Raw genomic sequence first — 23,147 nt, 5'->3', positions numbered from 1 at the left:
AAAAAGCCCCGGCTCGCATGAGCCGGGGCTTTTTGTTGGGGCTTGGGAATGTGTCAGGGCTGCAAGGTGTTCGTCAGGGCACTTGTGGCGCCTATCAGATCGAGCGCCGCGCGGGCGGCGCTCGATTCACGCGCCCACGCAAAACCTGAGTCAGGCGCCCTGCCTTAGAACAGATCCATCGGCGTCGCTTCATCGGCTGGCAGCGGGCTGCCCGGTGCCGCGCCATTGCCCAGCTCGTCCACCGACGGCGGCGAATCTTCGGCTTTGAACAGCTCGAAGTAGGCATTCGGGGTGCTCGGCGATGCAGCGCGCCCGCTGACCGGGTCGACGCGCAAGCTGAGAATGCCCTCCGGTTCTGCCGGGGCATGCGCAGGCTTGTCCTTGAGCGCCGCGCCCATGAAGTTCATCCAGATCGGCAGTGCCGCAGTCCCGCCATATTCGCGGCGGCCGAGGGTTTCCGGTTGGTCGAAGCCGACCCAAACGGTAGTCACGTAATCGGCGTTGTAACCGGAGAACCAGGCGTCCTTGGATTCGTTGGTCGTACCCGTCTTGCCCGCCAGGTCGGTGCGGCCCAAGGCCAGCGCCCGGCGGCCGGTGCCGCGCTTGATCACGTCCTGCAGCATGCTGGTGAGGATGTAGGTGGTACGCCCGTCGATGATCTGTTCGGCCACTGCCGGCGCTTGCGGTGCCGCGGCCACCTGGCTGAAGGCAGAAGGTGCTTCGCCTGGCATGGCCGCAGTGCTGATTGGCTGCTCGGGTGCGGCCAGGCCCGCCTGGTCTTGGGCACCTTGCGGTACGCGGGCCGGGTTGGCGGTGAACAGTGTCTCGCCGCTGCGGCTCTCGATGCGCTCGATCAGGTACGGGGTGATCTTGTACCCGCCGTTGGCAAAGGTGCTCCAGCCGGTGGCGATTTCCATCGGGGTCAGGGTGGCGGTGCCCAGGGCCAGCGACAGGTTGCGCGGCAGGTCCTGCTTGTTGAAGCCGAACTTGGCGATGTAGTCGATGGTGCGGTCCACGCCCATGGCTTGCAGCAGGCGGATCGACACCAGGTTGCGTGACTTGTACAGCGCCTCACGCATGCGGATAGGGCCGAGGAAGGTGTTGGTATCGTTCTTCGGTCGCCACACTTTATCCACCGACTCGTCAACGAACACGATCGGCGCATCGTTGACCAGGCTGGAAGCGGTGTAGCCGCTGTCCAGCGCGGCGCTGTAGATGAAGGGTTTGAAACTCGAGCCCGGTTGGCGCTTGGCCTGCACGGCGCGGTTGTAGTTGCTCTGTTCGAACGAGAAACCGCCGACCAGGGCGCGGATGGCGCCGTTGTTCGGGTCGAGGGTGACCAGGGCACTCTGCGCAACGGGCACCTGGCTGAACTTCAATGTGCCATCGTCAAGGCGTTGCAGGCGCACCAGGTCACCGACCTGGGCCACGTCGGCCGGCGATTGCGGTGAGCGGCCCTGGGCGTTGTTGTTGATGAACGGGCGCGCCCATTTCATGGTGTCCCAGGCAACCTGCGCCTCTTGGCCGTCACGGGTCAGCACCTTGAGGCCGGTGTGTTCCACCTGGGTGACAATGGCTGGCTCCAGGCCGCCAAGGGTGCGTTGCTTGCCCAGTTCCTGCAGCCACGCTGCCTGGGTGCGGCCCGGGAAGCGTGCTTCAGGGCCACGGTAGCCGTGGCGCTCATCGTAATCGGAGAGGCCCTTGAGGACGGCCTTGTTGGCCATTTCCTGCATGTCGCTAGGCACGGTGGTCGTGACGCGGAAGCCTTCGGTGTAGGCGTCGCTGCCGTAGCGGCCGACCATTTCCGCGCGGGCCATTTCGGCGATGTACGGGGCATTCACCTCAGGCGTCGGCACGTGATAGCTGGCGTTGAGCGGCTCGGCCAGGGCGGCCTCGTAGCTGGCCTGGTCGATTTTACCCAGCTTGTACATGCGCCCAAGGATCCAGTCGCGGCGCTCTTTGGCGCGCACCGGGTTGGCCAGCGGGTTGAAGCGCGACGGTGCCTTGGGCAGGCCGGCGATCATCGCCATCTGCGCCAGGCTCACGTCACGGATGGACTTGCCGTAATACACCTGTGCTGCTGCATCGATACCGTAGGCGCGGTTGCCCAGGTAGATCTTGTTCACGTACAGCTCAAGGATTTCGTCCTTGGTCAGCTCACGCTCGATCTGCAGGGCCAGCAGGATTTCGTTGGTCTTGCGTGAGAAGCTGCGTTCGCTGGTGAGGAAGAAGTTCTTCGCCACCTGCATGGTAATGGTGCTGCCGCCGGTCTGGATATGCCCGGTTTTCACCAGCTGGGTCGCGGCGCGCATCAGGCTGCTGGGGTCGACACCGTAGTGGTTGAGGAAATTGTCGTCCTCGGCTGACAGCAACGCCTGAATGAATTGTGGGGGAATTTCCGCGAAGCGGATCGGCGAGCGGCGCATTTCGCCGAATTCGGCAATCAGCTTGCCATCGCTGCTGTACACCCTGAGGGGGATCTGCAACTGGATGCTTCTGAGGGACTCGACCGAGGGCAGGCTGGGACTAAGATACAGAAACGCACCGCTCACACCGAGTACGAGCGCGCAGATGACTGCGACGGAAGACCACCAGAAGAACTTCAGCAGACGTATCAAGGCTTTTCGGTGTCCAGGTTGGGAGTGGATTGCACGCAGGTCCGGTGGACCAAAAAACGCTGGGCATTATAAGCATTTTTCGCCTCTCCGGGTGACCGGCCAGGCTACCCGTCGACTCGATGAGTAGCCCCGGCTCAGTGTTGCCGCGGGGTTGCGACAGGTGGCTGCGCTTGGCAGCTGCAACAGACAGCAAAGGAGTCGCGATGTTTGGACGCTTCGGCAAGGATGCCGGTTCACTGGTGGGGGTGGAAATCACGCCCGACGCCGTTCGGATAATGCAACTGCAGCAGCGCAATCGACGCTGGCGTGTGATGGGATCGGCACAAGAGCTGTTTCAGGCGCCGCTGGCCGATGACTGGGCTGAGGCGCCTGGGGAGGTGGTGGCTGCGCTGCAGCGCGCTTACCGGCGCAGCGGCCTCAGGCAACGCCGGGTAGCGCTGGCACTGCCGGCCAGTCAGGTTATCTGCAAGTTGTGCCATCTGCCGGTGGAGCAGAGCGGGGCGCAGTTGGAGGCACAACTGCTTGCCGATGCAGAGCGGCTGTTTCCGTTTCCGCTGGAAGACCTGGCCTTGGATTTTCAGGTCATGGGGGCTTCCCATGACCAGCCAGGTTGCTCAGAGGTAATGGTTGCTGCCTGTCGACAGAGTGCGCTGGCGTCACTCGAATCCGTCGTCGAGGAGGCGGGCTTGCAGTTGGAAGCCGTCGAGGTCGACACCATTGCCTTGTGCCGCATGTTGCCACAGGGTGGCCTTGAGGGAGCAGCGCTGCTGCGTGTCGAAACCCGCAGCGTAACGCTTCATGACTGGCAGCCGGGCAGGGTGTACCAGCGCTGTGAACTGCAAACGACTGGCCCGGATATGAACGGGCAATGGCCAGAGCGCCTGCAGGCTTTACTTGCCAGGCAGAGCCTGCCTGCGGGGTTGTGGGTTGCCAGCAGCTCATCGATCAATCCGGGCTGGCTGCAGGGCCTTGGCAGCCGGCTGAATGTGCGGTGCACGTACCTGCCTGGGCTGGCAGGGCTTGAGCATGTTGATGGGGCGATGCTCCTGGCCTGCGCCTTGGCCTTGGGAGGTTTGCGGCCATGATGCGGCTGAACCTTCTGCCCTGGCGCGAACGGCAGCGTCAGGCGGCGCTGCGTCGCTTTCGAGGCCAGCTGGTGGGTGGTGCACTTTTGGCTTTGTGCGCCGTGATGCTGGTCGATCAGCTGGCCCGCCAACGCGGGCATCAGCAGGTGCTGGCCAATACCCAGCGCCAAGCGACCCTTGATGCACAGGATGAGCAGTTGCAGTCGCTGGCCGACGTGCGTGCACAGCATGAAGCGCTACTTGCCCGTGCGGTGGCCCTGGAAGGCCTGCGCGCCCATCAGGGTGTATTGGCCGGTGTCTTCGCCGACCTTGAAGGGGCGTTGCCTGAAGGTGTGCAGCTACTTGACCTGAGCCTTGATAGTGGCCGCTTGCAGATGACAGGGGTGGCTGCGTCCGGTGCTGTGGTTGCTCAGTTCATGCGCGACTTGAACCGCTCGAGCGTTTTGCTCGATCTGGAACTCAAACGCATCAAGAGCCTGCCGGACGGCGATGAGTTTCTGCTGACCGCTCGCGTTGCGGCGTTCTGGTCGTGAGTACCGCGCAGATGCTCGCTTGGCTGGCAGTGGTCGAGGGCTCAGGCCGCTTCCGACGGCTGGCGCCAGTGCTGGTGGCTGTTGTGTTGTTCAGCCTGGGCTGCGCGATGCGCCTGCCCGCCCTGTTGCAGCAGCAGGCGCGGGAGGATGCCAGGCATGTCGAGTTGAGCCAGCTGCAGGTAGCCAGTGCATCGCAGTTGGCCGAACTGGAGCGGCTGAAGGCTCTAACGGTGATTGCCGAACAGCGGTTGCAAGCGGCGCACTGGTACCTGGCGGCCGGGGAGAGCATGAGCGACCTGCTTGAGCGTCTGGCAGTGTCGGGGCATGCACACGGCTTGCTTGTCGAGCGACTCGATGTAGGTGAGGGCGAGCAACAGGCCGGATTCAGTAAGGTACCGCTGGTGGTGCAAGTGGTAGGGCGTTACTCGGCCTTGCGGCTGTGGCTGGGCGACTGGTTAGGGCAGGCACGGATTCTGCGCAGCGGTGACATGAGCCTGGCAACCGTTGATCGCCAGCCTGGACTGTTGCGCCTGCAGTTGCGGGTTGATGCCTATCACGCGGCTACGCCCCTGAAGGCACCTGCAATGCTGGCGGACCTGCCGGCAAGGGCCGCAATGGCTGCACCTGAAGTGGACCCGTTTGCGCCGGCTGCTGCGCGAGTGGCCAGTGCCGGGCTGGTCGGCGTGCCGTTGGCGCAGCTGGAAATGGTCGGCAGCCTGGCGCGCGGGGCGGCACGCGAGGCACTGCTGAAGGCGGCTGGCAAGCTCTATCGCGTACGCCCGGGCGACCGGGTAGGGCGTGATCAGGGGGTAGTGATGCATATAGACCAACGTCAGGTCGAAGTGCGTGAGCGGCTGTTCATGGCGGGGGTGTGGCACGAGCGCACGGCGTTCATCACCCTCGCCAAGCGCCAGGGCAAGGAGGCCTCGGACCCGAATGAAAACGTGGATGAAATACCTGCTGGCAACCCTGCTGTCGATCCCGCTGGCTTCGGCGACGCCTTACCAGGGTGAACCCCTGTCGCTGAACTTCCAGGATGTAGAGGTGCGTGCGGTGCTGCAGGTGCTGGCTGACTACGCCGGCGTCAACCTGGTTGCCAGTGATGCGGTACAAGGCAGCGTCACTTTGCGTTTGCAGGACGTGCCGTGGGATCAGGCGCTCGACCTGGTGTTGCGCAGCAAGGGCCTGTCCCGGCGCCAGGAGGGCAATGTGCTCTTGGTGGCGCCTGCGGCCGAGTTTGCCGCGCAATCGGCAGACGCCCGGGTGAGCCAAGTGCTGGACGCGCAGCTGCAGCCATTGCGTCGGGAGCTGCTGACCATTCACCACGCCAAGGCCGCCGATTTGGCGCAGTTGCTGCTGGCAAGTCTGGAGGGTGGCGGTATCTCCACGGGTAGCCTGAGTGTCGATGAGCGCACCAATACGCTGGTGGTGTACCTGCCCGCTGACCGCCTGGCCGAGATGCGCCAGTTGGTGGCGCAGTTGGACGTGCCGGTGCGTCAGGTAGCGATCGAGGCGCGTATCGTCGAGGCCAACGTCGATTATGAGAAAAGCCTGGGGGTACGCTGGGGTGGGCCGCTGTACGGCGAGAAACTGCGGCCCGGCAAGGAGCTGTTCGTCGACCTCGGTCTGGAACGAGCCGGCAGCAGTATCGGCCTGGGTCTGTTGCGCGGTGACGTGCTGCTGGACCTGGAGCTCAGTGCCATGGAAAAAAGCGGCAACGGCGAGATCATTTCGCAGCCCAAGGTGGTCACGGCTGACAAGGAAACGGCGAGGATCCTCAAGGGTACCGAGGTGCCTTACCAGGAAACGAGCCAAAGCGGCGCTACCTCGGTATCGTTTCGCGAAGCCTCGCTGTCGCTCGAAGTAACACCACAGATCACTCCGGACAACAGGGTGATCATGACCGTCAGGGTGACCAAGGACGAGCCGGATTACGTCAATGCGTTGAACAACGTACCGCCGATCCGCAAGAACGAGGTCAATGCCAAGGTTCGTGTGGCTGACGGCGAAACGATCGTGATCGGTGGCGTCTACTCGACTTCGCAAAACAATGTGGTCGACAAGGTGCCATTTTTCGGCGATCTGCCGTATGTTGGGCGGCTGTTTCGACGCGATGCATTACAAGAGAAAAAATCCGAGCTGCTGGTCTTCCTGACTCCGCGTATCATGAGTGACCAGGCGATTGCTGTGAGTCGTTGATTCTGTGCGAAATTTGATACTTGTGGGGCCCATGGGCGCTGGTAAAAGCACCATCGGACGCCTGTTGGCCAAAGAGCTGCGCCTGCTGTTCAAGGATTCCGACAAGGAAATCGAACTGCGATGCGGCGCAAACATCCCGTGGATATTCGACAAGGAAGGCGAACCGGGTTTCCGTGATCGCGAGCAAGCGATGATTGCCGAGTTGTGCGCGCTCGACGGTGTGGTGCTGGCCACCGGCGGTGGCGCGGTGATGCGCGAAGCCAACCGGCAGGCGCTGCATCAGGGTGGCCGGGTGATCTACCTGCATGCTTCGGTCGAGCAGCAAGTCGGTCGCACCGCGCGCGACCGCAATCGCCCGCTGCTGCGCACGGCCAATCCGGAGGCGACCTTGCGCACCTTGCTGGAAACCCGCGACCCGCTCTACCGCGAGATCGCCGACCTGGTGGTTGAAACCGACGAGCGGCCCCCACGCATGGTGGTGATCGATATTCTCGAGCGCTTGCAGCAGTTGCCGCCCCGTTAACCCGGGACTATTCTCGGCCTCCAGCGCCGAGGCGAGGCTCAACGTTACCGCGCAGGTCGCCGGATGGCGCCGCGCCCAAGTACATTGTGGGGATACATGCAGACACTAAAGGTCGACCTGGGCGAGCGTAGCTACCCGATCTACATTGGCGAAGGCCTGCTGGACCAGCCTGAGCTGCTGGCGCCGCACATTGCGGGTCGGCAGGTAGCCATCGTTTCCAACGAGACCGTCGCGCCGCTGTATCTCGAACGCCTGAGCAAGGCCCTTGGAGCCTACTCGGTACTGCCAGTGGTGTTGCCCGATGGGGAAGCCCACAAGAACTGGGAAACATTGCAGCTGATCTTCGATGGCCTGCTGACAGCTCGGCATGATCGCCGTACTACTGTGGTCGCGCTTGGTGGTGGCGTGATTGGTGACATGGCTGGTTTCGCAGCCGCCTGCTACCAGCGCGGCGTCGACTTCATCCAGGTGCCGACTACCCTGTTGTCCCAGGTCGACTCTTCCGTGGGTGGCAAGACCGGCATCAATCATCCGCTGGGCAAGAACATGGTCGGTGCGTTCTATCAGCCCAACGCGGTGCTGATCGATACCACCAGCCTCAAGACCCTGCCAGCGCGCGAGCTGTCCGCAGGTCTGGCCGAGGTGATCAAGTACGGCCTGATTTGCGACAAGCCGTTCCTCGCCTGGCTCGAAGACAATATGCAGGCACTGCGTGCCCTCGATTCGGCAGCCCTGACCGAGGCCATCCGCCGCTCTTGCGCGGCCAAGGCCGCAGTGGTGGGTGCTGACGAGCGCGAGTCGGGCGTACGGGCCACGCTGAACCTGGGGCATACCTTCGGGCATGCTATCGAAACCCACATGGGCTATGGCGTGTGGCTGCACGGCGAGGCTGTCGCGGCGGGCACAGTGATGGCCCTGGAAATGTCCATGCGCCTTGGCTGGATCGACCAGGCTGAGCGCGATCGTGGAATCCGCCTGTTGCAGGACGCAGGTTTGCCGGTGGTGCCACCACAGGAAATGACCCCGGCGCATTTCATGGAGCACATGGCGGTCGACAAGAAGGTGCTCGACGGTCGTTTGCGTTTGGTGCTGCTGCGCCAAATGGGCGAGGCCGTGGTGACTGACGACTATTCGAAAGAGATTCTTCAGGCCACGCTGTCGGCGGATTACCGCGCGATCGTGGCCCAGCTTTGAGGTTGTGACAGCGCAATGACAAGTTTGCATGCCGATGAGGCCTTTCTCGACCATTACCAGTTGAGCCATGATCCGTTCGCGCCCCGCGTACCTGGCTTCAAGTTCTTCCCGGCCCAGCGCAAACCGGTGCTCGGCCAACTGCACCACCTGGCGCGCTATAGCCAGTTGATGCTGGTGGTCAGCGGCCCGTTGGGCAGCGGCAAGTCGCTACTTCGCCAGGCCCTGGTGGCCAGCACCAACAAGCAGACTGTGCAAAGTGTGGTGGTGTCGGCCCGCAGCGCCAGCGACGCCTCCAGTATGCTCGCGCAGGTCGCGCAGGAGCTGGGTGTGGCCCAGCCCGAGGTGCAGGCGATCCTGTCGAAGGTGGTGCAGCTGGCACTGACCGGGCAGGAAGTGTATTTGCTGGTGGACGATGCGGAACAACTCGACGAGTCGGCACTCCAAGCGTTGCTGGAGTTGGCGGCGGGGGTTCCTGAAGGGCGTCCGCACGTGTTTCTGTTCGGTGAGCCATCGCTGATTGCCGGGCTGGATGAGCTCAATGTCGAGGAAGAACGTTTTCACATCATCGAGCTTGCGCCCTACAGTGAAGAAGAAACCCGCGAGTACCTGGAACAGCGCCTGGAAGGGGCTGGTCGGGGCATCGAGGTGTTCAGCCGTGAACAGATCGCCGATATCCATGAAAACTCCGACGGCTGGCCTGGCAACATCAATCAGGTCGCCCGTGACACTTTGATCGAAGCCATGATCGCCAGCCGCTCGACGGCCAAGCGACCAACCATGGGGTTCAAGATGCCTAAAAAACATGTGCTCGCACTGTCCGCTGTGGTCGTGGTTGCCGTTGCGGCCGCGGTATTGATGCCCAAGAAAGGCGACAAGGCCCCTGCCGAAGCGCCGGCTGCCCAGGCCCAGTTGCCACTGGGCGACGGCAAGCAGGGTGCTGCCATCGAGTTCTCTGGCTCGTCCCAGCCAATGCCGCTGCCACTGGTTGGCCAGTCGCAGCCGGTGATGCGCGAGCCGCTGGCCCAAGCCGCAGGCATGGGCGAGGGTGAAGAGGGAGGCCCGGCTGTCGACACCGCGCTGCAGCCTGGCAACCCGCCACCTACCGTGACCACCATCGCTCCGCCACAAGGTGTGCCGGCTGGCCCGGCGCCTGCGCCTGCCCAGCCCGTGCAGTCGGTTGCGCCTGCGCCCAAGCCTGTTGCAACCCAGCCCGCCAAGCCGGTTGCGCCGGCCAAGCCAGCACCGGCGCCGACCCAGGTCGCCGTGGCCAAGCCGGCTGCCAAAGCTGCGGAAAAACCAGCCGCCGCTGGCGCTGGCAACAGTGGCTGGTATGCCGGACAGAAGCCGGGCAATTATGTGGTGCAGATCCTTGGTACCAGCTCCGAGGCGTCGGCCCAGGCTTACGTCAAGGCCCAGGGTGGCGACTATCGCTACTTCAAGAAAAACCTACAGGGCAAGCCTCTGTACGTCGTGACTTACGGCAGTTTCGCCAACCGCGACGCAGCGGTTGCGGCAATCAAGAACTTGCCAGCGAAGGTCCAGGCTGGTAAACCTTGGCCACGTACCGTCGGCAGCGTCCAACAAGAGCTGGCCACGGCCCGCTGATACCTTCCGGGCGGCATCACCCCGCCGCCCAGTAGCTAAGCGAATTCTAGCTTTCGACTAGCCTGCTGCGCCCGAGCGCGGCAGGCTTTTCTGTCCCGGACTGCCGGCCACAAGCCCTTAGTTGCAGTCATGGCTGAAACGCTTCAGACTCGAGCCAAGCTGCTATCACGGCGCATGGCGCAAAAACATTCAAAATTGCGACATAAATTTTCAATGACGAGACATGAAAATTTGTGGGCGTCGCTGTCGCTGTGCAACAATGGTTTTCCATGACCACCGCAAAAAAGCTGGCGTTTGATCGGCGTGGATGGTAAGTGGTTGTTAAAAAAGAGATTTACCTCCGTTGAGAGGTGAACCTGGTGAGAATGTGTCTATGAAAACAGGTCTGTACCATCCCGAAGAATTCAAGGACAACTGTGGTTTTGGCCTGATCGCCCATATGACGGGTGAGCCGAGCCACCACCTTCTGCAAACTGCCATGCAGGCGCTGACATGCATGACCCACCGCGGCGGCATCAATGCCGACGGCAAGACCGGTGACGGTTGCGGTCTGCTCATGCAGAAGCCCGATCAATTCCTGCGTGCCATGGCCCAGGAGCACTTCGCTGTCGAGCTGCCCAAGCAGTACGCCGTCGGCATGGTGTTCTTCAACCAGGACCCGGTCAAAGCCGAAGCTGCCCGCGCCAACATGGACCGCGAGATCCTCGCCGCTGGCCTGAAACTGGTCGGCTGGCGCAAGGTGCCGATCGACACCAGCGTCCTCGGCCGCCTGGCCCTGGAGCGCCTGCCGCAGATCGAGCAGGTGTTCATTGGCGGTGAAGGCCTGAGCGACCAGGAATTCGCCATCAAGCTGTTCAGTGCCCGTCGTCGTTCGTCGGTGGCCAACGCCCACGACGCCGACCACTACATCTGCAGCTTCTCGCACAAGACCATCATCTACAAAGGCCTGATGATGCCGCGCGATCTCGCGGCGTTTTATCCAGACCTGGGTGACGAGCGCCTGCAAACCGCGATCTGCGTGTTCCACCAGCGCTTCTCCACCAACACCCTGCCGAAATGGCCGCTGGCGCAGCCGTTCCGCTTCCTCGCCCATAACGGCGAGATCAACACCATCACCGGCAACCGCAACTGGGCCGTTGCTCGTCGCACCAAGTTCGCCAATGACCAGATCCCGGACCTCGAAGAGCTCGGCCCGCTGGTCAACCGCGTCGGTTCCGACTCGTCCAGCATGGACAACATGCTGGAACTGATGGTCACCGGTGGCATCGACCTGTTCCGCGGCGTGCGCATGCTGGTACCGCCAGCGTGGCAGAACGTCGAGACCATGGACGCCGACCTGCGCGCCTTCTACGAATACAACTCCATGCACATGGAGCCGTGGGATGGCCCGGCCGGTATCGTCATGACCGAAGGCCGCCACGCGGTGTGCCTGCTCGACCGTAACGGTCTGCGCCCGGCGCGCTGGGTGACCACCACCAATGGTTACATCACCATCGCCTCGGAAATCGGCGTATGGGGCTATCAGCCTGAGGAAGTGCTGGCCAAGGGCCGTGTCGGCCCGGGCCAGATCCTTGCCGTGGACACCGAAACCGGCCAGATCCTCGACACCGACGCCATCGACAACCGCCTGAAGTCGCGCCACCCGTACAAGCGCTGGCTGCGTCAGCACGCCACCCGCATCCAGGCGACGCTGACCGACGACCAGGGTGTGGCCAGCTACGACGCTGACCAGCTCAAGCAATACATGAAGATGTTCCAGGTCACCTTCGAAGAGCGTGACCAGGTACTGCGCCCATTGGGTGAGCAGGGCCAGGAAGCCGTTGGCTCGATGGGTGACGACACGCCGATGGCCGTGCTGTCGCAGCGCGTGCGCTCGCCGTACGACTTCTTCCGCCAGCAGTTCGCTCAGGTAACCAACCCGCCGATCGACCCGCTGCGCGAAGCGATCGTGATGTCGCTGGAAATCTGCCTGGGTGCAGAGCGCAACATCTTCCAGGAGTCCCCGGAGCACGCTTCGCGGGTCATCCTCAGCTCGCCGGTCATCTCGCCCGCCAAGTGGCGTTCGCTGATGAACCTGGAGCGCGAAGGCTTCGACCGCCAGCTGATCGACCTCAACTATGAGCAGGGCGTCGGCCTGGAAGCGGCCATCCGCAACATTGCCGACCAGGCCGAAGAAGCTGTGCGTGGCGGCAAGACCCAGCTGGTGCTGAGCGACCGTTATATCGCCCCGGGCAAGCTGCCGGTGCACGCTTCGCTGGCCGTTGGTGCAGTGCACCACCGCCTGACCGAACAGGGCCTGCGTTGCGACAGCAACATCCTGGTGGAAACCGCTACCGCCCGTGATCCGCATCACTTCGCCGTGCTGCTGGGCTTCGGTGCCTCGGCCGTTTACCCGTACCTGGCGTATGAAGTACTGGCTGACCTGATCCGTACCGGCGAAGTGCTGGGCGACCTGGACGAAGTGTTCAAGTACTACCGCAAAGGTATCTCCAAGGGCCTGCTGAAGATACTGTCCAAGATGGGTATCTCCACCATCGCCTCATACCGCGGTGCACAGCTGTTCGAAGCCATTGGCCTGGCCGAGGAAGTGGTAGGCCTGAGCTTCAAGGGCGTGTCCAGCCGCATCAAGGGTGCGCGCTTCGAAGACCTGGAAAACGACCAGAAGCTGCTGGCGGCCGAAGCCTGGAGCGCGCGCAAGCCGATCCAGCAAGGTGGCTTGCTGAAGTTCGTCCACGGTGGCGAATACCACGCCTACAACCCGGACGTGGTCAACACCCTGCAAGCCGCCGTGCAGCAGGGCGACTACGCCAAGTTCAAGGAATACACCACGCTGGTGGACCAGCGCCCGGTGTCGATGATTCGTGACTTGCTCAAGGTGAAAGTGGCCGACCAGCCGCTGGCGCTGGAGCAGATCGAGCCGCTGGAGGCGATTCTCAAGCGTTTCGACTCGGCGGGTATCTCGCTGGGTGCACTGTCGCCGGAAGCCCACGAAGCGCTGGCCGAGGCCATGAACCGCCTGGGCGCACGCTCCAACTCTGGTGAAGGCGGCGAAGACCCGTCGCGCTATGGCACCATCAAGAGCTCGAAGATCAAGCAGGTGGCCACCGGCCGTTTTGGTGTGACCCCGGAGTATCTGGTCAACGCCGAAGTGCTGCAGATCAAGGTTGCCCAGGGCGCCAAGCCGGGTGAGGGCGGCCAGTTGCCGGGCGGAAAGGTCAACGGCCTGATCGCCAAGCTGCGTTATGCGGTACCGGGCGTGACCTTGATCTCGCCACCGCCCCACCATGACATCTACTCGATCGAAGATCTGGCGCAGCTGATCTACGACCTCAAGCAGGTCAACCCACAGGCGCTGGTATCGGTCAAGTTGGTAGCCGAAGCGGGCGTGGGCACCATCGCCGCGGGTGTGGCCAAGGCCTATGCCGACCTGATCACCATCTCCGGTTACGACGGTGGTACCGGTGCTTCGCCGCTGACCTCGATCAAATACGCCGGCGCCCCTTGGGAACTGGGCCTTGCGGAAACCCACCAGACCCTGCGTGGCAACGACCTGCGTGGCAAGGTGCGGGTGCAGACCGACGGCGGCCTGAAAACCGGCCTGGACGTGATCAAGGCGGCCATCCTCGGCGCCGAAAGCTTCGGCTTTGGTACCGCGCCAATGATTGCCCTGGGCTGCAAGTACCTGCGCATCTGCCACCTGAACAACTGCGCCACCGGCGTGGCCACCCAGAACGACAAGCTGCGCAAGGACCACTACATCGGCACCGTCGACATGGTGATCAACTTCTTCACCTTTGTCGCCGAAGAAACCCGCGAGTGGTTGGCCAAGCTGGGCGTGCGCAGCCTTGGCGAGCTGATCGGCCGTACCGACCTGCTCGAAGTGCTGCCAGGTGACACCGAACGCCAGCAGTACCTGGACCTGTCGCCGCTGCTGGGCAGCTCGCACATTCCGGCGGACAAACCGCAGTTCTGCGAAGTCGACAAGAACCCGCCGTTCGACCTGGGCGAGTTGGCCGAGAAGATGGTTGATATGGCCATGCCGGCCATCCGCGACCAGGCGGGTGGCGAGTTCAGCCTCGACATCTGCAACTGCGACCGCTCCATTGGTGCGCGTGTGTCGGGCGAAATCGCCCGTCTGCACGGCAACCAGGGCATGGCCGCGGCGCCGATCACCTTCCGCTTCAAGGGCACTGCGGGCCAGAGCTTTGGCGTGTGGAACGCTGGTGGCCTGAACCTGCACTTGGAAGGCGACGCCAACGATTACGTCGGCAAAGGCATGACCGGTGGCAAGGTCACCATCGTGCCGCCAGCCGGCAGCCCGTTCGAAACCCAGCACAGCGCCATCGTCGGCAACACCTGCCTGTACGGTGCCACTGGCGGCAAGCTGTTTGCCGCAGGTACTGCGGGCGAGCGCTTCGCTGTACGTAACTCCGGCGCCCATGCTGTTGTCGAGGGCACTGGCGATCACTGCTGTGAATACATGACCGGCGGCTTTGTCTGCGTTCTGGGCAAGACCGGTTACAACTTCGGTTCTGGCATGACTGGCGGCTTTGCCTACGTGCTCGACATGGACAATAGCTTCGTCGACAAGCTCAACCACGAGCTGGTGGAAATCCAGCGTATCAGTGGCGAAGCGATGGAGGCCTACCGTAGCCACCTGGCGCGTGTCCTTGCCGAGTATGTGGATGAGACCGGCAGCGAGTGGGGGCGTGAGCTCTCGGAGAACCTGGACGACTACGTGCGGCGCTTCTGGCTGGTCAAGCCGAAGGCAGCCAACCTGAAGCAGCTGCTGTCCAGCACCCGTGCCAACCCGCAGTAAAAACAGCTGCAAGTGGCAAGCCTCAAGCTGCACGTAATGGCAGTGAGAGGTTTGCCCGGCTTAAGTGATCGTCTTGCGGCTTGCAGCGTGTAGCTTGCAGCTGCTGTAAAGAGGTTTTGAAAAATGGCTGAACGTCTGAACAACGACTTCCAGTTCATCGAAGTGGGCCGAAAGGACCCGAAAAAAAAGCTGCTGCGCCAGCGCAAGAAGGAGTTCGTGGAAATCTACGAACCGTTCAAGCCGCAGCAGTCCGTGGAGCAGGCGCACCGCTGCCTGGGCTGCGGTAACCCGTATTGCGAGTGGAAGTGCCCGGTACACAACTTCATCCCCAACTGGTTGAAGCTGGTCTCCGAAGGCAACATCCTGGCCGCGGCGGAACTGTCGCACCAGACCAACACCCTGCCGGAAGTATGCGGCCGTGTTTGCCCGCAAGACCGCCTGTGCGAGGGTGCCTGCACCCTGAACGACGGTTTCGGCGCGGTGACCATCGGCTCGGTGGAGAAGTACATCACCGACACCGCCTTCGCCATGGGCTGGCGCCCGGACATGTCCAAGGTCAAGCCCACCGGCAAGCGCGTCGCCATCATCGGCGCAGGCCCGGCTGGCCTGGGCTGCGCCGATGTGCTGGTGCGCGCCGGGGTAACCCCGGTGGTGTTCGACAAAAACCCTGAGATCGGTGGCCTGCTGACTTTCGGTATCCCCGAGTTCAAGCTGGAAAAGACCGTGCTCAGCAACCGCCGTGAAGTGTTCACCGGCATGGGCATCGAGTTCCGCCTGAACACCGAGGTGGGCAAGGACGTGACCATGGAACAGCTGCTCGCCGAGTACGACGCGGTGTTCATGGGCATGGGTACCTACACCTACATGAAGGGCGGCTTCCCGGGTGAAGACCTGCCGGGCGTGCATGACGCACTGGACTTCCTGATCGCCAACGTCAACCGCAACCTGGGCTTCGAGAAGTCGCCGGAAGACTTCGTCGACATGCAGGGCAAGAAAGTGGTGGTGCTGGGTGGTGGTGACACCGCGATGGACTGCAACCGTACCTCGATCCGTCAGGGTGCCAAGGCAGTGACCTGTGCTTATCGTCGTGACGAAGCCAACATGCCGGGTTCGCGCAAAGAGGTGAAGAACGCCAAGGAAGAGGGTGTGAAGTTCCTCTACAACCGCCAGCCCATCGCCATTGTGGGTGAGGACAAGGTCGAAGGCGTCAAAGTGGTCGAGACTCGCCTGGGCGAGCCTGATGCCCGTGGGCGCCGCAGCCCTGAGCCAATCCCGGGCTCCGAAGAGATCCTGCCGGCAGACGCCGTGGTAATCGCCTTCGGCTTCCGCCCGAGCCCGGCGCCGTGGTTTGAGCAGCATGGCATTCAGCTGGACAGCCAGGGCCGTGTGGTTGCCCCGGAGAAGGGCAAGTTCAAGCACCAGACCAGCAACCCGAAAGTGTTTGCCGGTGGCGACATGGTGCGCGGTTCGGACTTGGTGGTGACTGCGATCTTCGAAGGGCGTACGGCCGCCGAGGGTATCCTGGACTACCTCGAAGTCTGATTTTCGGCCTGTTCGCGGGCATGCCCGCTCCCACAGGGTTAAGCGTAGAACCCGTGGTAGCGGGCATGCCCGCGAAGCTTTTGTATACAAAAACGCTTGATCTGTGGCATCCAATAGACAAAACACATGGTCATGGCCGTGCCTTTTGCGCTGGTGTCTGAGAAAATGCCCGCACTATTTTTCCGGATGCCGACATGACTGCCCTGAAGAACGATCGTTTCCTGCGTGCACTGCTCAAGCAACCCGTAGACGTCACCCCGGTGTGGATGATGCGCCAGGCCGGCCGCTACCTGCCGGAGTACCGCGCCAGCCGCGCCAAGGCCGGTGACTTCATGAGCCTGTGCATGAACCCGCAGTTCGCCTGCGAGGTCACCCTGCAGCCGCTGGACCGCTACCCGCTGGACGCAGCGATCCTGTTCTCGGACATCCTTACCATTCCCGATGCCATGGGCCTGGGCCTGTACTTCGAAACCGGCGAAGGCCCGCGTTTCAAGAAGGTCATCAGCACCCCCGCTGACATCGAAGCGCTGCCAGTCCCGGACCCACAGAAAGACCTCGGCTACGTGATGGACGCGGTCAGCACCATTCGCCGTGAGCTCAATGGCCGTGTGCCGTTGATCGGCTTCTCCGGCAGCCCGTGGACCCTGGCCACCTACATGGTCGAAGGCGGCTCGTCGAAGGACTTCCGCAAGACCAAGGCCATGGCCTACGACAACCCGCAAGCCCTGCACCTGCTGCTGGACAAGCTGGCCCAGTCGGTCACCAGCTACCTTAACGGCCAGATCCTGGCCGGCGCCCAGGCCGTGCAGATCTTCGACACCTGGGGCGGCAACCTGTCGGCGGCGGCCTACCAGGAGTTCTCACTGGCCTACATGCGCAAGATCGTCAGCGGCCTGATCCGCGAGCACGAGGGGCGCAAGGTGCCGGTGATCCTGTTCACCAAGAATGGTGGTTTGTGGCTGGAAAGCATCGCCGACGCAGGTGCCGACGCACTGGGCCTGGACTGGACCTGCGAGATTGGCGACGCCCGCCGCCGCGTGGGTGACAAAGTAGCCTTGCAAGGCAACATGGATCCGACCGTGCTTTACGCCAAGCCCGAGGCCATTCGCAAGGAAGTGGCGCGCATCCTGGCCAGCTACGGCCATGGCACCGGTCATGTGTTCAACCTTGGCCACGGCATTACCCCGGAAGTCGACCCGGAGCATGCCGGCGTATTCATCAATGCCGTGCACGAGCTGTCGGCGCAGTATCACCAGTGAGGTGACACGCGGAAACCATAAGCCCGGTCATGTGCCGGGCTTTTATTTTGCATTAAGTTTTAATTCAGCGATCGTCGTTAATCTGGTCCCATCGAAACCGAAACAGGACCCGATCCTCATGAAAATCCGTTATCTTGCCCTCATCCTCGCCCCCTTGTTCAGCGCTGGCGCATTTGCCGCTGGCTACACCGGCCCTGGCGCCCAGTCGGTAACCACGGTTGCCGCCGCGAACGACGCCGCCGATGACACCCCCGTCGTGCTGCAGGGCTTCGTGACCAAGAAGATCAACAACGACGACAAGTACGAGTTCAAGGACAACACTGGCACCATCACTGTCGAGATCGACGATGAGGACCTGCCGCCGACGCCGTTCAACGACAAGACCAAGGTGAAGCTGACCGGTGAGGTGGAAAAGCACCTGATGAGCCGGGAAGTGGATGTGGATATTGTCGAGATCATCAACTGATCTGATGGCCTCTTCATGGGCACGCCCGCTCCCACAGGTTGTGGGTGCAGGCGTGCCCACGAATGCCTCACACCGTTTTGGGTGGTAACTTGCTCAGGTGCAATGCCACCAGCAATGCCACCGCCAGCAAGCTGCCAATGAACAGCCCAATCCCGTTCCAGCCCCACTGGTGCCAGAACACCCCGCCCGCCGTACCGGCCACGCTGGAGCCAGCGTAGTAGCAGAACAGGTACAGCGACGACGCCTGCCCCTTGGCCTTCAGCGCCCGGCGGCCGATCCAGCTGCTGGCCACCGAGTGCGCACCAAAGAAGCCGAAGGTGAACACCAGCATGCCCACGATCACCATCACCAGCGGACTGGCCAATGTCATCAGCAAGCCACCCGCCATTACCACGATACTGGCCCAGAACACCTTGCGCCGGCCCAGTTTGTCCGCCAGCGCGCCGACCTGTGCCGAACTGTAGATACCCGACAGGTAAACCACCGACAGCAAGCCGACCAGCGCCTGGTTCATGTGGTAGGGCTCGGCCAGCAGGCGGTAGCCGATGTAGTTGAACAGGGTGACGAAGGCGCCCATCAGCAAGAAGGCTTCAAGAAACAGCCAGGGCAGGCCTGCATCTTTGAAGTGCATGACAAAACCGTCCAGCAGGCTGCGTGGGTTCATCGTCTGTGCGCGGAAATTGCGTGATTCCGGCAGCACCTTCCAGAACACCAGCGCGGCCACCAGGGCCAGGCCGCCAATGGTCAGCATCGCCGTGTGCCAGCTGACGAAGTCGATCAGTACGCCAGTGATGAGCCGCCCGCTCATGCCGCCAATCGCGTTGCCGCCGATGTACAGGCCCATGGCCAGGCCAATGTGTTGCGGGTGAATCTCTTCGCTCAGGTAGGTCATCGCCACTGCCGCCAGGCCGCTCAGCGACAGGCCGACCAAGGCGCGGGTGGCCAGTACCAGCTCCCAGCTGGGCATCACTGCGCTGGCCAAGGTGGACAGGGCGGCGCAGACCAGCGCGAACACCATCACGGGTTTGCGCCCGATGCGGTCAGAAATGGGGCCGGTGATCAGCAGGCCGAACGCCAGCATGGCGGTGGACACAGACAGTACCAGGCTGCTCTGCGCCGCGTTGATGGAAAACTCGTTGGATAGCAGAGGCATCATTGGCTGTACGCAGTACAGCAAGGCGAAGGTGGCGAAACCGCCGCTGAACAAGGCCAGCACGGTTTTCATGAAAGCGGGTGTGCCTTTTTCGATCCACATTTCGGTCAGGATGGCAGGTTGTGGCTCAAGGAGGAGGGGGGCTACTGCAGTTTTCACGGGCGGTACCTCTGGCGCAATGAAAAAAGCATATAGCTGGCTAACGATTAGATCCAATATATTGTTCGACCTATTTGAGATGTTTGGCGACTTGTTTGGAGCAGATCATGGAATTGCGTCATCTGCGTTACTTCATTGCTGTGGCCGAAGAGCTGCACTTTGGCCGCGCCGCCCAGCAGCTGGGTATTTCCCAGCCGCCCTTGAGTCAGCAGATCCAGGCTCTGGAGCAGGAGTTGGGGGCCCGGTTGTTCGACCGTACCAATCGTCGTGTCGAACTGAGCGAGGCCGGGCGATTGTTCCTCGAGGAAGCGCGCCAGGTATTGGCACAGGTGGAGAAGGCCGCGGATGTAGCCCGGCGTGCGCAGTTGGGCGAGCTGGGCGAGATGAAAATCGGTTTCACCTCCTCGGCCCCATTCACCTCGAAAATCCCCAAGGCCATTCATGCCTTCCGTCAGCGCTTTCCGGCGGTGCACCTGAACCTCAAGGAAATGAGCAGCCGTGATGTTGCCGAAGGGGTATTCGACGAGACCATCGAGGTGGGGTTGATGCGGCCGATGCCGCTGCCGGAGGGGTTGGTGGCCACCGAGTTGTTCCGAGAACCGTTGGTGGCGGTGATCAATGCTTCGCATCCGCTGGCTGAGGGCACTGAGCAAGGCGTCTACATGGCGGCGTTGGCCCCTGAGCCCTTCGTGTTCTTCCCGCGCAGTTATGGCAGCGGCTTGCATGCACAATTGCTGAGCCTGGCACGGCATGCGGGTTTCAGCCCCCATTTTGCGCAAGAGGCAGGGGAAGCGATGACCATCATCGGCCTGGTCTCGGCGGGGCTGGGGGTGTCGGTGCTGCCGGCGTCGTTCCAGCGCATGCGTATAGAAGGTGTGGTGTACCGCACCTTGCTCGATGAAGAGGCGATGTCGGCGGTGTGGCTGGTGCAGCGTGAGCGCGGCCATTCGGTCATGGCCAAGGCATTTGCCGAGTTGTTGACAGGGCAGGTGGTCGGTCAGGCGTGATGCCGGTCAAATGGCACTGGTCATTGCCCCACTGCCGCCACATACTCGGGCATTCGTTGATACACGGAGGTCAATCATGCGGCGCGTGGTGTTCAATCAGAAAGGTGGCGTGGGCAAGTCGAGCATTGCCTGCAACCTGGCGGCGGTCAGTGCCAATGAAGGCTACCGGACCTTGTTGATCGACCTGGATGCCCAGGCGAACTCGACCCAATACCTCACCGGCCTGACCGGCGAGGACATCCCCATGGGCATCGCCGACTTCTTCAAGCAAAGCCTTTCCAGCGGGCCGTTCAGTAAGAAGAACAAGGTCGATATCTACGAAACCCCATTCGACAACCTGCATGTGGTCACCGCCACTGCCGAGCTGGCCGACCTGCAGCCAAAGCTGGAGGCAAAACACAAGATCAACAAGCTGCGCAAGTTGCTCGACGAGCTGGACCAGGATTACGAGCGTATCTACATCGATACCCCGCCGGCGCTTAATTTCTATGCGGTTTCTGCGCTGATCGCTGCCGATCGCGTGCTGATCCCCTTCGACTGCGACAGCTTTTCGCGCCAGGCCCTGTATGGCCTGCTGGCCGAGATCGAAGACCTCAAGGAAGACCACAACGAAGACCTGGTGGTCGAAGGCATTGTGGTCAACCAGTTCCAGTCACGTGCCAGCCTGCCGCAGCAGATGCTCGACGAGCTGCTGGCCGAAGGGTTACCGGTGCTGCCGGTGTACTTGGGCAGTTCGGTGAAAATGCGCGAATCGCACCACGCCAGCCTGCCGCTGATTCACCTGGAGCCGCGGCACAAGCTGACTCTGCAGTTTGTCGAGTTGCATTCGCTGCTTGAGGAGAATGCTTAAACCCCGTGGTTACGCAGCCACTCCAGCAGGGACTGGAGTGGAAACGCCCCGGCCTGGCGGCTGATTTCGCGGCCGTTCTTGAACAGCAGCAGGCTGGGGATCGAGCGTATGCCCAGTTGCCCTGCGAGGTTACGGTTGGCTTCGCTGTCGAGCTTGGCCAGGCGGCAGCGGCCAGCAAGCTTGCGGGAGGCCTCTTCGAAGGTGGGGGCGAATGACTTGCACGGGCCGCACCAGTCGGCCCAGATGTCGACCAGCAGCGGCAGGTCGCCTTTGATCTGGCTGGCATAGCTGGCTTCGGTGAGCTCGAAAGGGGTGCTCAACAGCACGTCCTGTTTGCAGCGACCGCATTTCGGCGCATCGCCCAGGCGCTCGGCGGGCAGGCGGTTGAGGCCGTTGCAGTGGGGGCAGGGGATTACCAGTGGGTCGGTCATTTCATCTCCGGTGTTGGGTTCACGGTTTCCTTGTGGGAGCGGGCGTGCCCGCGAACACCGGCGAAGCCGGTGCAATCCATCACGTTGCCTGCTTCGCGGGCAAGCCCGCTCCCACAGGATTCGGCGCTAATCAGGAAGAGCAGCTGATTTCCAGGTGCTTGCCCCACTCCGGCGGTCGCTCGGCGTAGGCCTGCATCCCGGGCTGTTCCTCGAACGGCCTGGTCAGGACTTGGTGCAGCCGTCGAACTTCACTGTAATCACCCGCCTCGGCCGCTTCGATGGCTTTCTGCGCCAGGTAGTTGCGCAGCACGTACAGCGGGTTCACCGCATGCATCCGCTCACGGCGGCCTTCGGCATTGCCGGGTTCACGCCTACAGCGGGCCAGGTAGTCTGCGCCCCAGGCATCGAAACCGGCCAGGTCGATAAAGTCATCGCGCGCCACCTTCAGCGCCTCAGCCACCGGCTGCTCACCCAGTTTGCGGAAGAACAGGCTGTAATCCACGCCACCGCGTTGCATGCACTGCAGCAGGCGCTCGACCAGCGCCATGTCATCATCTTCGGCGGTGGTCAGCCCCAGGCGCCGGCGCATCAGGTCCAGGTAATGGGCCTGGTACAGCGGCAGGAACAGGCCCAACGCTTCCTTCAGTGGCTCAACTTCGATCACGGTGGTCAGTGCCTGGGCCAGCGCGCTGAGGTTCCAGTGGGCGATGGGCACTTGGTTGGCGTAGCTGTAGCGGCCTCGATCGTCGGAGTGGTTGCAGATGAAGTTGGCGTCGAAGTCATCCAGGAACGCATAGGGGCCAAAATCGAAGGTGATGCCGAGGATCGACATGTTATCGGTGTTCATCACGCCGTGGCAGAAGCCATACGCCTGCCAGCGGGCGATCAGTTCGGCATTGCGCTCGACGATGGTGCGGAACATGGCCAGGTAAGGCTGCTCGGCGTCACGGCATTCGGGATAGTGCTGTTCCAGCACGTGGTCGATCAACACGCGCTGCTGCTCGGGTTGCTTGGTGTAGTAGAAGTACTCGAAATGACCGAAACGCACGTGGCTCTGCGCCAGGCGCGTCAGCATGGCCGCGCTTTCACGGGTTTCGCGCCACACCGGGGTGCTGGAACCGATCACGCACAGTGCCCGGCTGGTAGCGATACCCAGGGCGTGCAGGGCTTCGGAGGCGAGGAACTCGCGAATCGACGAGCGCAGCACGGCGCGGCCGTCACCCATGCGGGAGTAGGGTGTCTGGCCGGCGCCCTTGAGGTGCAGGTCCCAGTGTTCGCCTACGTCGTTGAGCACTTCGGCCAGTAGCAAGCCACGGCCGTCGCCCAGACGTGGGTTGTACGAGCCGAACTGGTGGCCGGAATAAACCATCGCCCGAGGGTCGGCCTCTTCCCACAGTTTGTGGCCGCTGAACAGTTCGGCGAACACCGGCAGCTCGGCCTGGGCGGGGTCGAGGTCGAGCAAGGCCATGGCCGACTCGCTCGCTACCACCAGGCGCGGGTCTGCAATGGGCTCGGGCAGCACCTGGGTGGAGAACGCATCGCCCAGGCGGGCGAAGCGGTTGTCGAAGGTGAGTTGGTCGAGGGCTTTCACGGGACTGCTCCTTGGAATCGGTGCCAATGGGGCCGCTTGGCGGCCCCTCGCGGGTGAACCCGCCCCCACAGCGGCCAGCGCCCGATGTAGGAGCGGGTTTACCCGCGAACGAG

At 62.5% G+C, this 23,147-nt stretch carries 17 protein-coding genes; 13 read left to right on the top strand and 4 right to left on the bottom strand.

Annotated features, from left to right (window positions below; translation table 11 throughout):
* Positions 1-164: 164 nt before the first annotated feature.
* Entirely contained in the window at positions 165-2,615 is a 2,451-nt protein-coding gene (locus I8746_RS01595; protein ID WP_370588339.1) for a penicillin-binding protein 1A, read from the bottom strand.
* Positions 2,616-2,821: 206 nt separating this feature from the next.
* On the opposite strand from I8746_RS01595, the gene pilM reads away from it, so the two are divergent.
* From pilM to I8746_RS01540, 11 genes are all read left to right on the top strand, one after another.
* Positions 2,822-3,703, top strand: a complete 882-nt coding sequence (gene pilM, locus I8746_RS01590) for a type IV pilus biogenesis protein PilM (RefSeq protein ID WP_017148007.1) — start codon at positions 2,822-2,824, stop codon at positions 3,701-3,703.
* Positions 3,700-4,236, top strand: coding sequence for a PilN domain-containing protein (locus tag I8746_RS01585; protein ID WP_004575490.1), 537 nt, complete (start codon positions 3,700-3,702; stop codon positions 4,234-4,236). The genes pilM and I8746_RS01585 overlap by 4 nt, the downstream gene beginning before the upstream one ends.
* An 11-nt stretch (positions 4,237-4,247) precedes the next feature.
* The gene (locus I8746_RS01580) at positions 4,248-5,249 is read left to right on the top strand and encodes a pilus assembly protein PilP (RefSeq protein ID WP_012053950.1); all 1,002 of its coding nucleotides are present in this window, start codon (positions 4,248-4,250) and stop codon (positions 5,247-5,249) included.
* On the top strand, positions 5,173-6,435 hold the full coding sequence (locus tag I8746_RS01575; RefSeq protein WP_017148006.1) for a type IV pilus secretin PilQ: 1,263 nt from the start codon (positions 5,173-5,175) through the stop codon (positions 6,433-6,435). The genes I8746_RS01580 and I8746_RS01575 overlap by 77 nt, the downstream gene beginning before the upstream one ends.
* Before the next feature lie 4 nt (positions 6,436-6,439).
* Complete coding sequence (aroK, locus tag I8746_RS01570; protein ID WP_010955625.1) at positions 6,440-6,958, top strand: shikimate kinase AroK; 519 nt, start codon at positions 6,440-6,442, stop codon at positions 6,956-6,958.
* Positions 6,959-7,054: 96 nt separating this feature from the next.
* On the top strand, positions 7,055-8,152 hold the full coding sequence (gene aroB / locus I8746_RS01565) for a 3-dehydroquinate synthase (RefSeq protein ID WP_003249149.1): 1,098 nt from the start codon (positions 7,055-7,057) through the stop codon (positions 8,150-8,152).
* Between the two features lie 15 nt (positions 8,153-8,167).
* Complete coding sequence (locus tag I8746_RS01560; protein ID WP_019439128.1) at positions 8,168-9,757, top strand: SPOR domain-containing protein; 1,590 nt, start codon at positions 8,168-8,170, stop codon at positions 9,755-9,757.
* Between the two features lie 373 nt (positions 9,758-10,130).
* Positions 10,131-14,576 (top strand): glutamate synthase large subunit, encoded by a 4,446-nt coding sequence (gene gltB, locus I8746_RS01555; protein ID WP_020191280.1) that lies wholly within the window; start codon positions 10,131-10,133, stop codon positions 14,574-14,576.
* Between the two features lie 123 nt (positions 14,577-14,699).
* The gene (locus I8746_RS01550; RefSeq protein ID WP_003249156.1) at positions 14,700-16,118 is read left to right on the top strand and encodes an FAD-dependent oxidoreductase; all 1,419 of its coding nucleotides are present in this window, start codon (positions 14,700-14,702) and stop codon (positions 16,116-16,118) included.
* 194 nt (positions 16,119-16,312) lie between these two features.
* Positions 16,313-17,377, top strand: coding sequence for a uroporphyrinogen decarboxylase (gene hemE / locus I8746_RS01545; RefSeq protein ID WP_003249158.1), 1,065 nt, complete (start codon positions 16,313-16,315; stop codon positions 17,375-17,377).
* A gap of 118 nt (positions 17,378-17,495) precedes the next feature.
* Positions 17,496-17,843 carry a YgiW/YdeI family stress tolerance OB fold protein gene (locus I8746_RS01540; protein ID WP_003249161.1) on the top strand — a complete coding sequence of 116 codons (348 nt, stop codon included), beginning with the start codon at positions 17,496-17,498 and terminating at the stop codon, positions 17,841-17,843.
* Between the two features lie 67 nt (positions 17,844-17,910).
* Here the strand turns inward: I8746_RS01540 and I8746_RS01535 are convergent, their stop codons facing one another.
* Positions 17,911-19,098: an MFS transporter gene (locus I8746_RS01535; RefSeq protein WP_227743112.1), complete on the bottom strand. Its 1,188-nt coding sequence runs from the start codon at positions 19,096-19,098 to the stop codon at positions 17,911-17,913.
* Between the two features lie 164 nt (positions 19,099-19,262).
* On the opposite strand from I8746_RS01535, the gene I8746_RS01530 reads away from it, so the two are divergent.
* Together I8746_RS01530 and I8746_RS01525 are read left to right on the top strand one after the other, a co-directional pair.
* The gene (locus tag I8746_RS01530) at positions 19,263-20,162 is read left to right on the top strand and encodes a LysR family transcriptional regulator (protein WP_012053946.1); all 900 of its coding nucleotides are present in this window, start codon (positions 19,263-19,265) and stop codon (positions 20,160-20,162) included.
* Between the two features lie 76 nt (positions 20,163-20,238).
* Positions 20,239-21,012, top strand: coding sequence for a ParA family protein (locus I8746_RS01525; protein WP_012053945.1), 774 nt, complete (start codon positions 20,239-20,241; stop codon positions 21,010-21,012).
* Here the strand turns inward: I8746_RS01525 and trxC are convergent.
* Complete coding sequence (trxC, locus tag I8746_RS01520; protein ID WP_012053944.1) at positions 21,009-21,443, bottom strand: thioredoxin TrxC; 435 nt, start codon at positions 21,441-21,443, stop codon at positions 21,009-21,011. The genes I8746_RS01525 and trxC overlap by 4 nt on opposite strands.
* A 130-nt stretch (positions 21,444-21,573) precedes the next feature.
* Complete coding sequence (selO, locus tag I8746_RS01515; protein WP_012053943.1) at positions 21,574-23,034, bottom strand: protein adenylyltransferase SelO; 1,461 nt, start codon at positions 23,032-23,034, stop codon at positions 21,574-21,576.
* Positions 23,035-23,147: the final 113 nt, after the last annotated feature.

The organism is Pseudomonas sp. USTB-Z, from assembly GCF_019691255.1.
GTDB classification, from domain to species: domain Bacteria; phylum Pseudomonadota; class Gammaproteobacteria; order Pseudomonadales; family Pseudomonadaceae; genus Aquipseudomonas; species Aquipseudomonas alloputida.
The sequence above is the reverse complement of the archived record's forward strand: the minus strand, read 5'-3'. Positions and strand labels throughout refer to the sequence as shown.

Coding starts and splice junctions, on each gene's coding strand:
- pilM (WP_017148007.1), top strand. CDS start 2,822: ATGTTTGGACGCTTCGGCAAGGATGCCGGTTCACTGGTGGGGGTGGAA.
- I8746_RS01585 (WP_004575490.1), top strand. CDS start 3,700: ATGATGCGGCTGAACCTTCTGCCCTGGCGCGAACGGCAGCGTCAGGCG.
- I8746_RS01580 (WP_012053950.1), top strand. CDS start 4,248: ATGCTCGCTTGGCTGGCAGTGGTCGAGGGCTCAGGCCGCTTCCGACGG.
- I8746_RS01575 (WP_017148006.1), top strand. CDS start 5,173: ATGAAAACGTGGATGAAATACCTGCTGGCAACCCTGCTGTCGATCCCG.
- aroB (WP_003249149.1), top strand. CDS start 7,055: ATGCAGACACTAAAGGTCGACCTGGGCGAGCGTAGCTACCCGATCTAC.
- I8746_RS01560 (WP_019439128.1), top strand. CDS start 8,168: ATGACAAGTTTGCATGCCGATGAGGCCTTTCTCGACCATTACCAGTTG.
- gltB (WP_020191280.1), top strand. CDS start 10,131: ATGAAAACAGGTCTGTACCATCCCGAAGAATTCAAGGACAACTGTGGT.
- I8746_RS01550 (WP_003249156.1), top strand. CDS start 14,700: ATGGCTGAACGTCTGAACAACGACTTCCAGTTCATCGAAGTGGGCCGA.
- hemE (WP_003249158.1), top strand. CDS start 16,313: ATGACTGCCCTGAAGAACGATCGTTTCCTGCGTGCACTGCTCAAGCAA.
- I8746_RS01540 (WP_003249161.1), top strand. CDS start 17,496: ATGAAAATCCGTTATCTTGCCCTCATCCTCGCCCCCTTGTTCAGCGCT.
- I8746_RS01535 (WP_227743112.1), bottom strand. CDS start 19,098: ATGTGGATCGAAAAAGGCACACCCGCTTTCATGAAAACCGTGCTGGCC.
- I8746_RS01530 (WP_012053946.1), top strand. CDS start 19,263: ATGGAATTGCGTCATCTGCGTTACTTCATTGCTGTGGCCGAAGAGCTG.
- I8746_RS01525 (WP_012053945.1), top strand. CDS start 20,239: ATGCGGCGCGTGGTGTTCAATCAGAAAGGTGGCGTGGGCAAGTCGAGC.
- trxC (WP_012053944.1), bottom strand. CDS start 21,443: ATGACCGACCCACTGGTAATCCCCTGCCCCCACTGCAACGGCCTCAAC.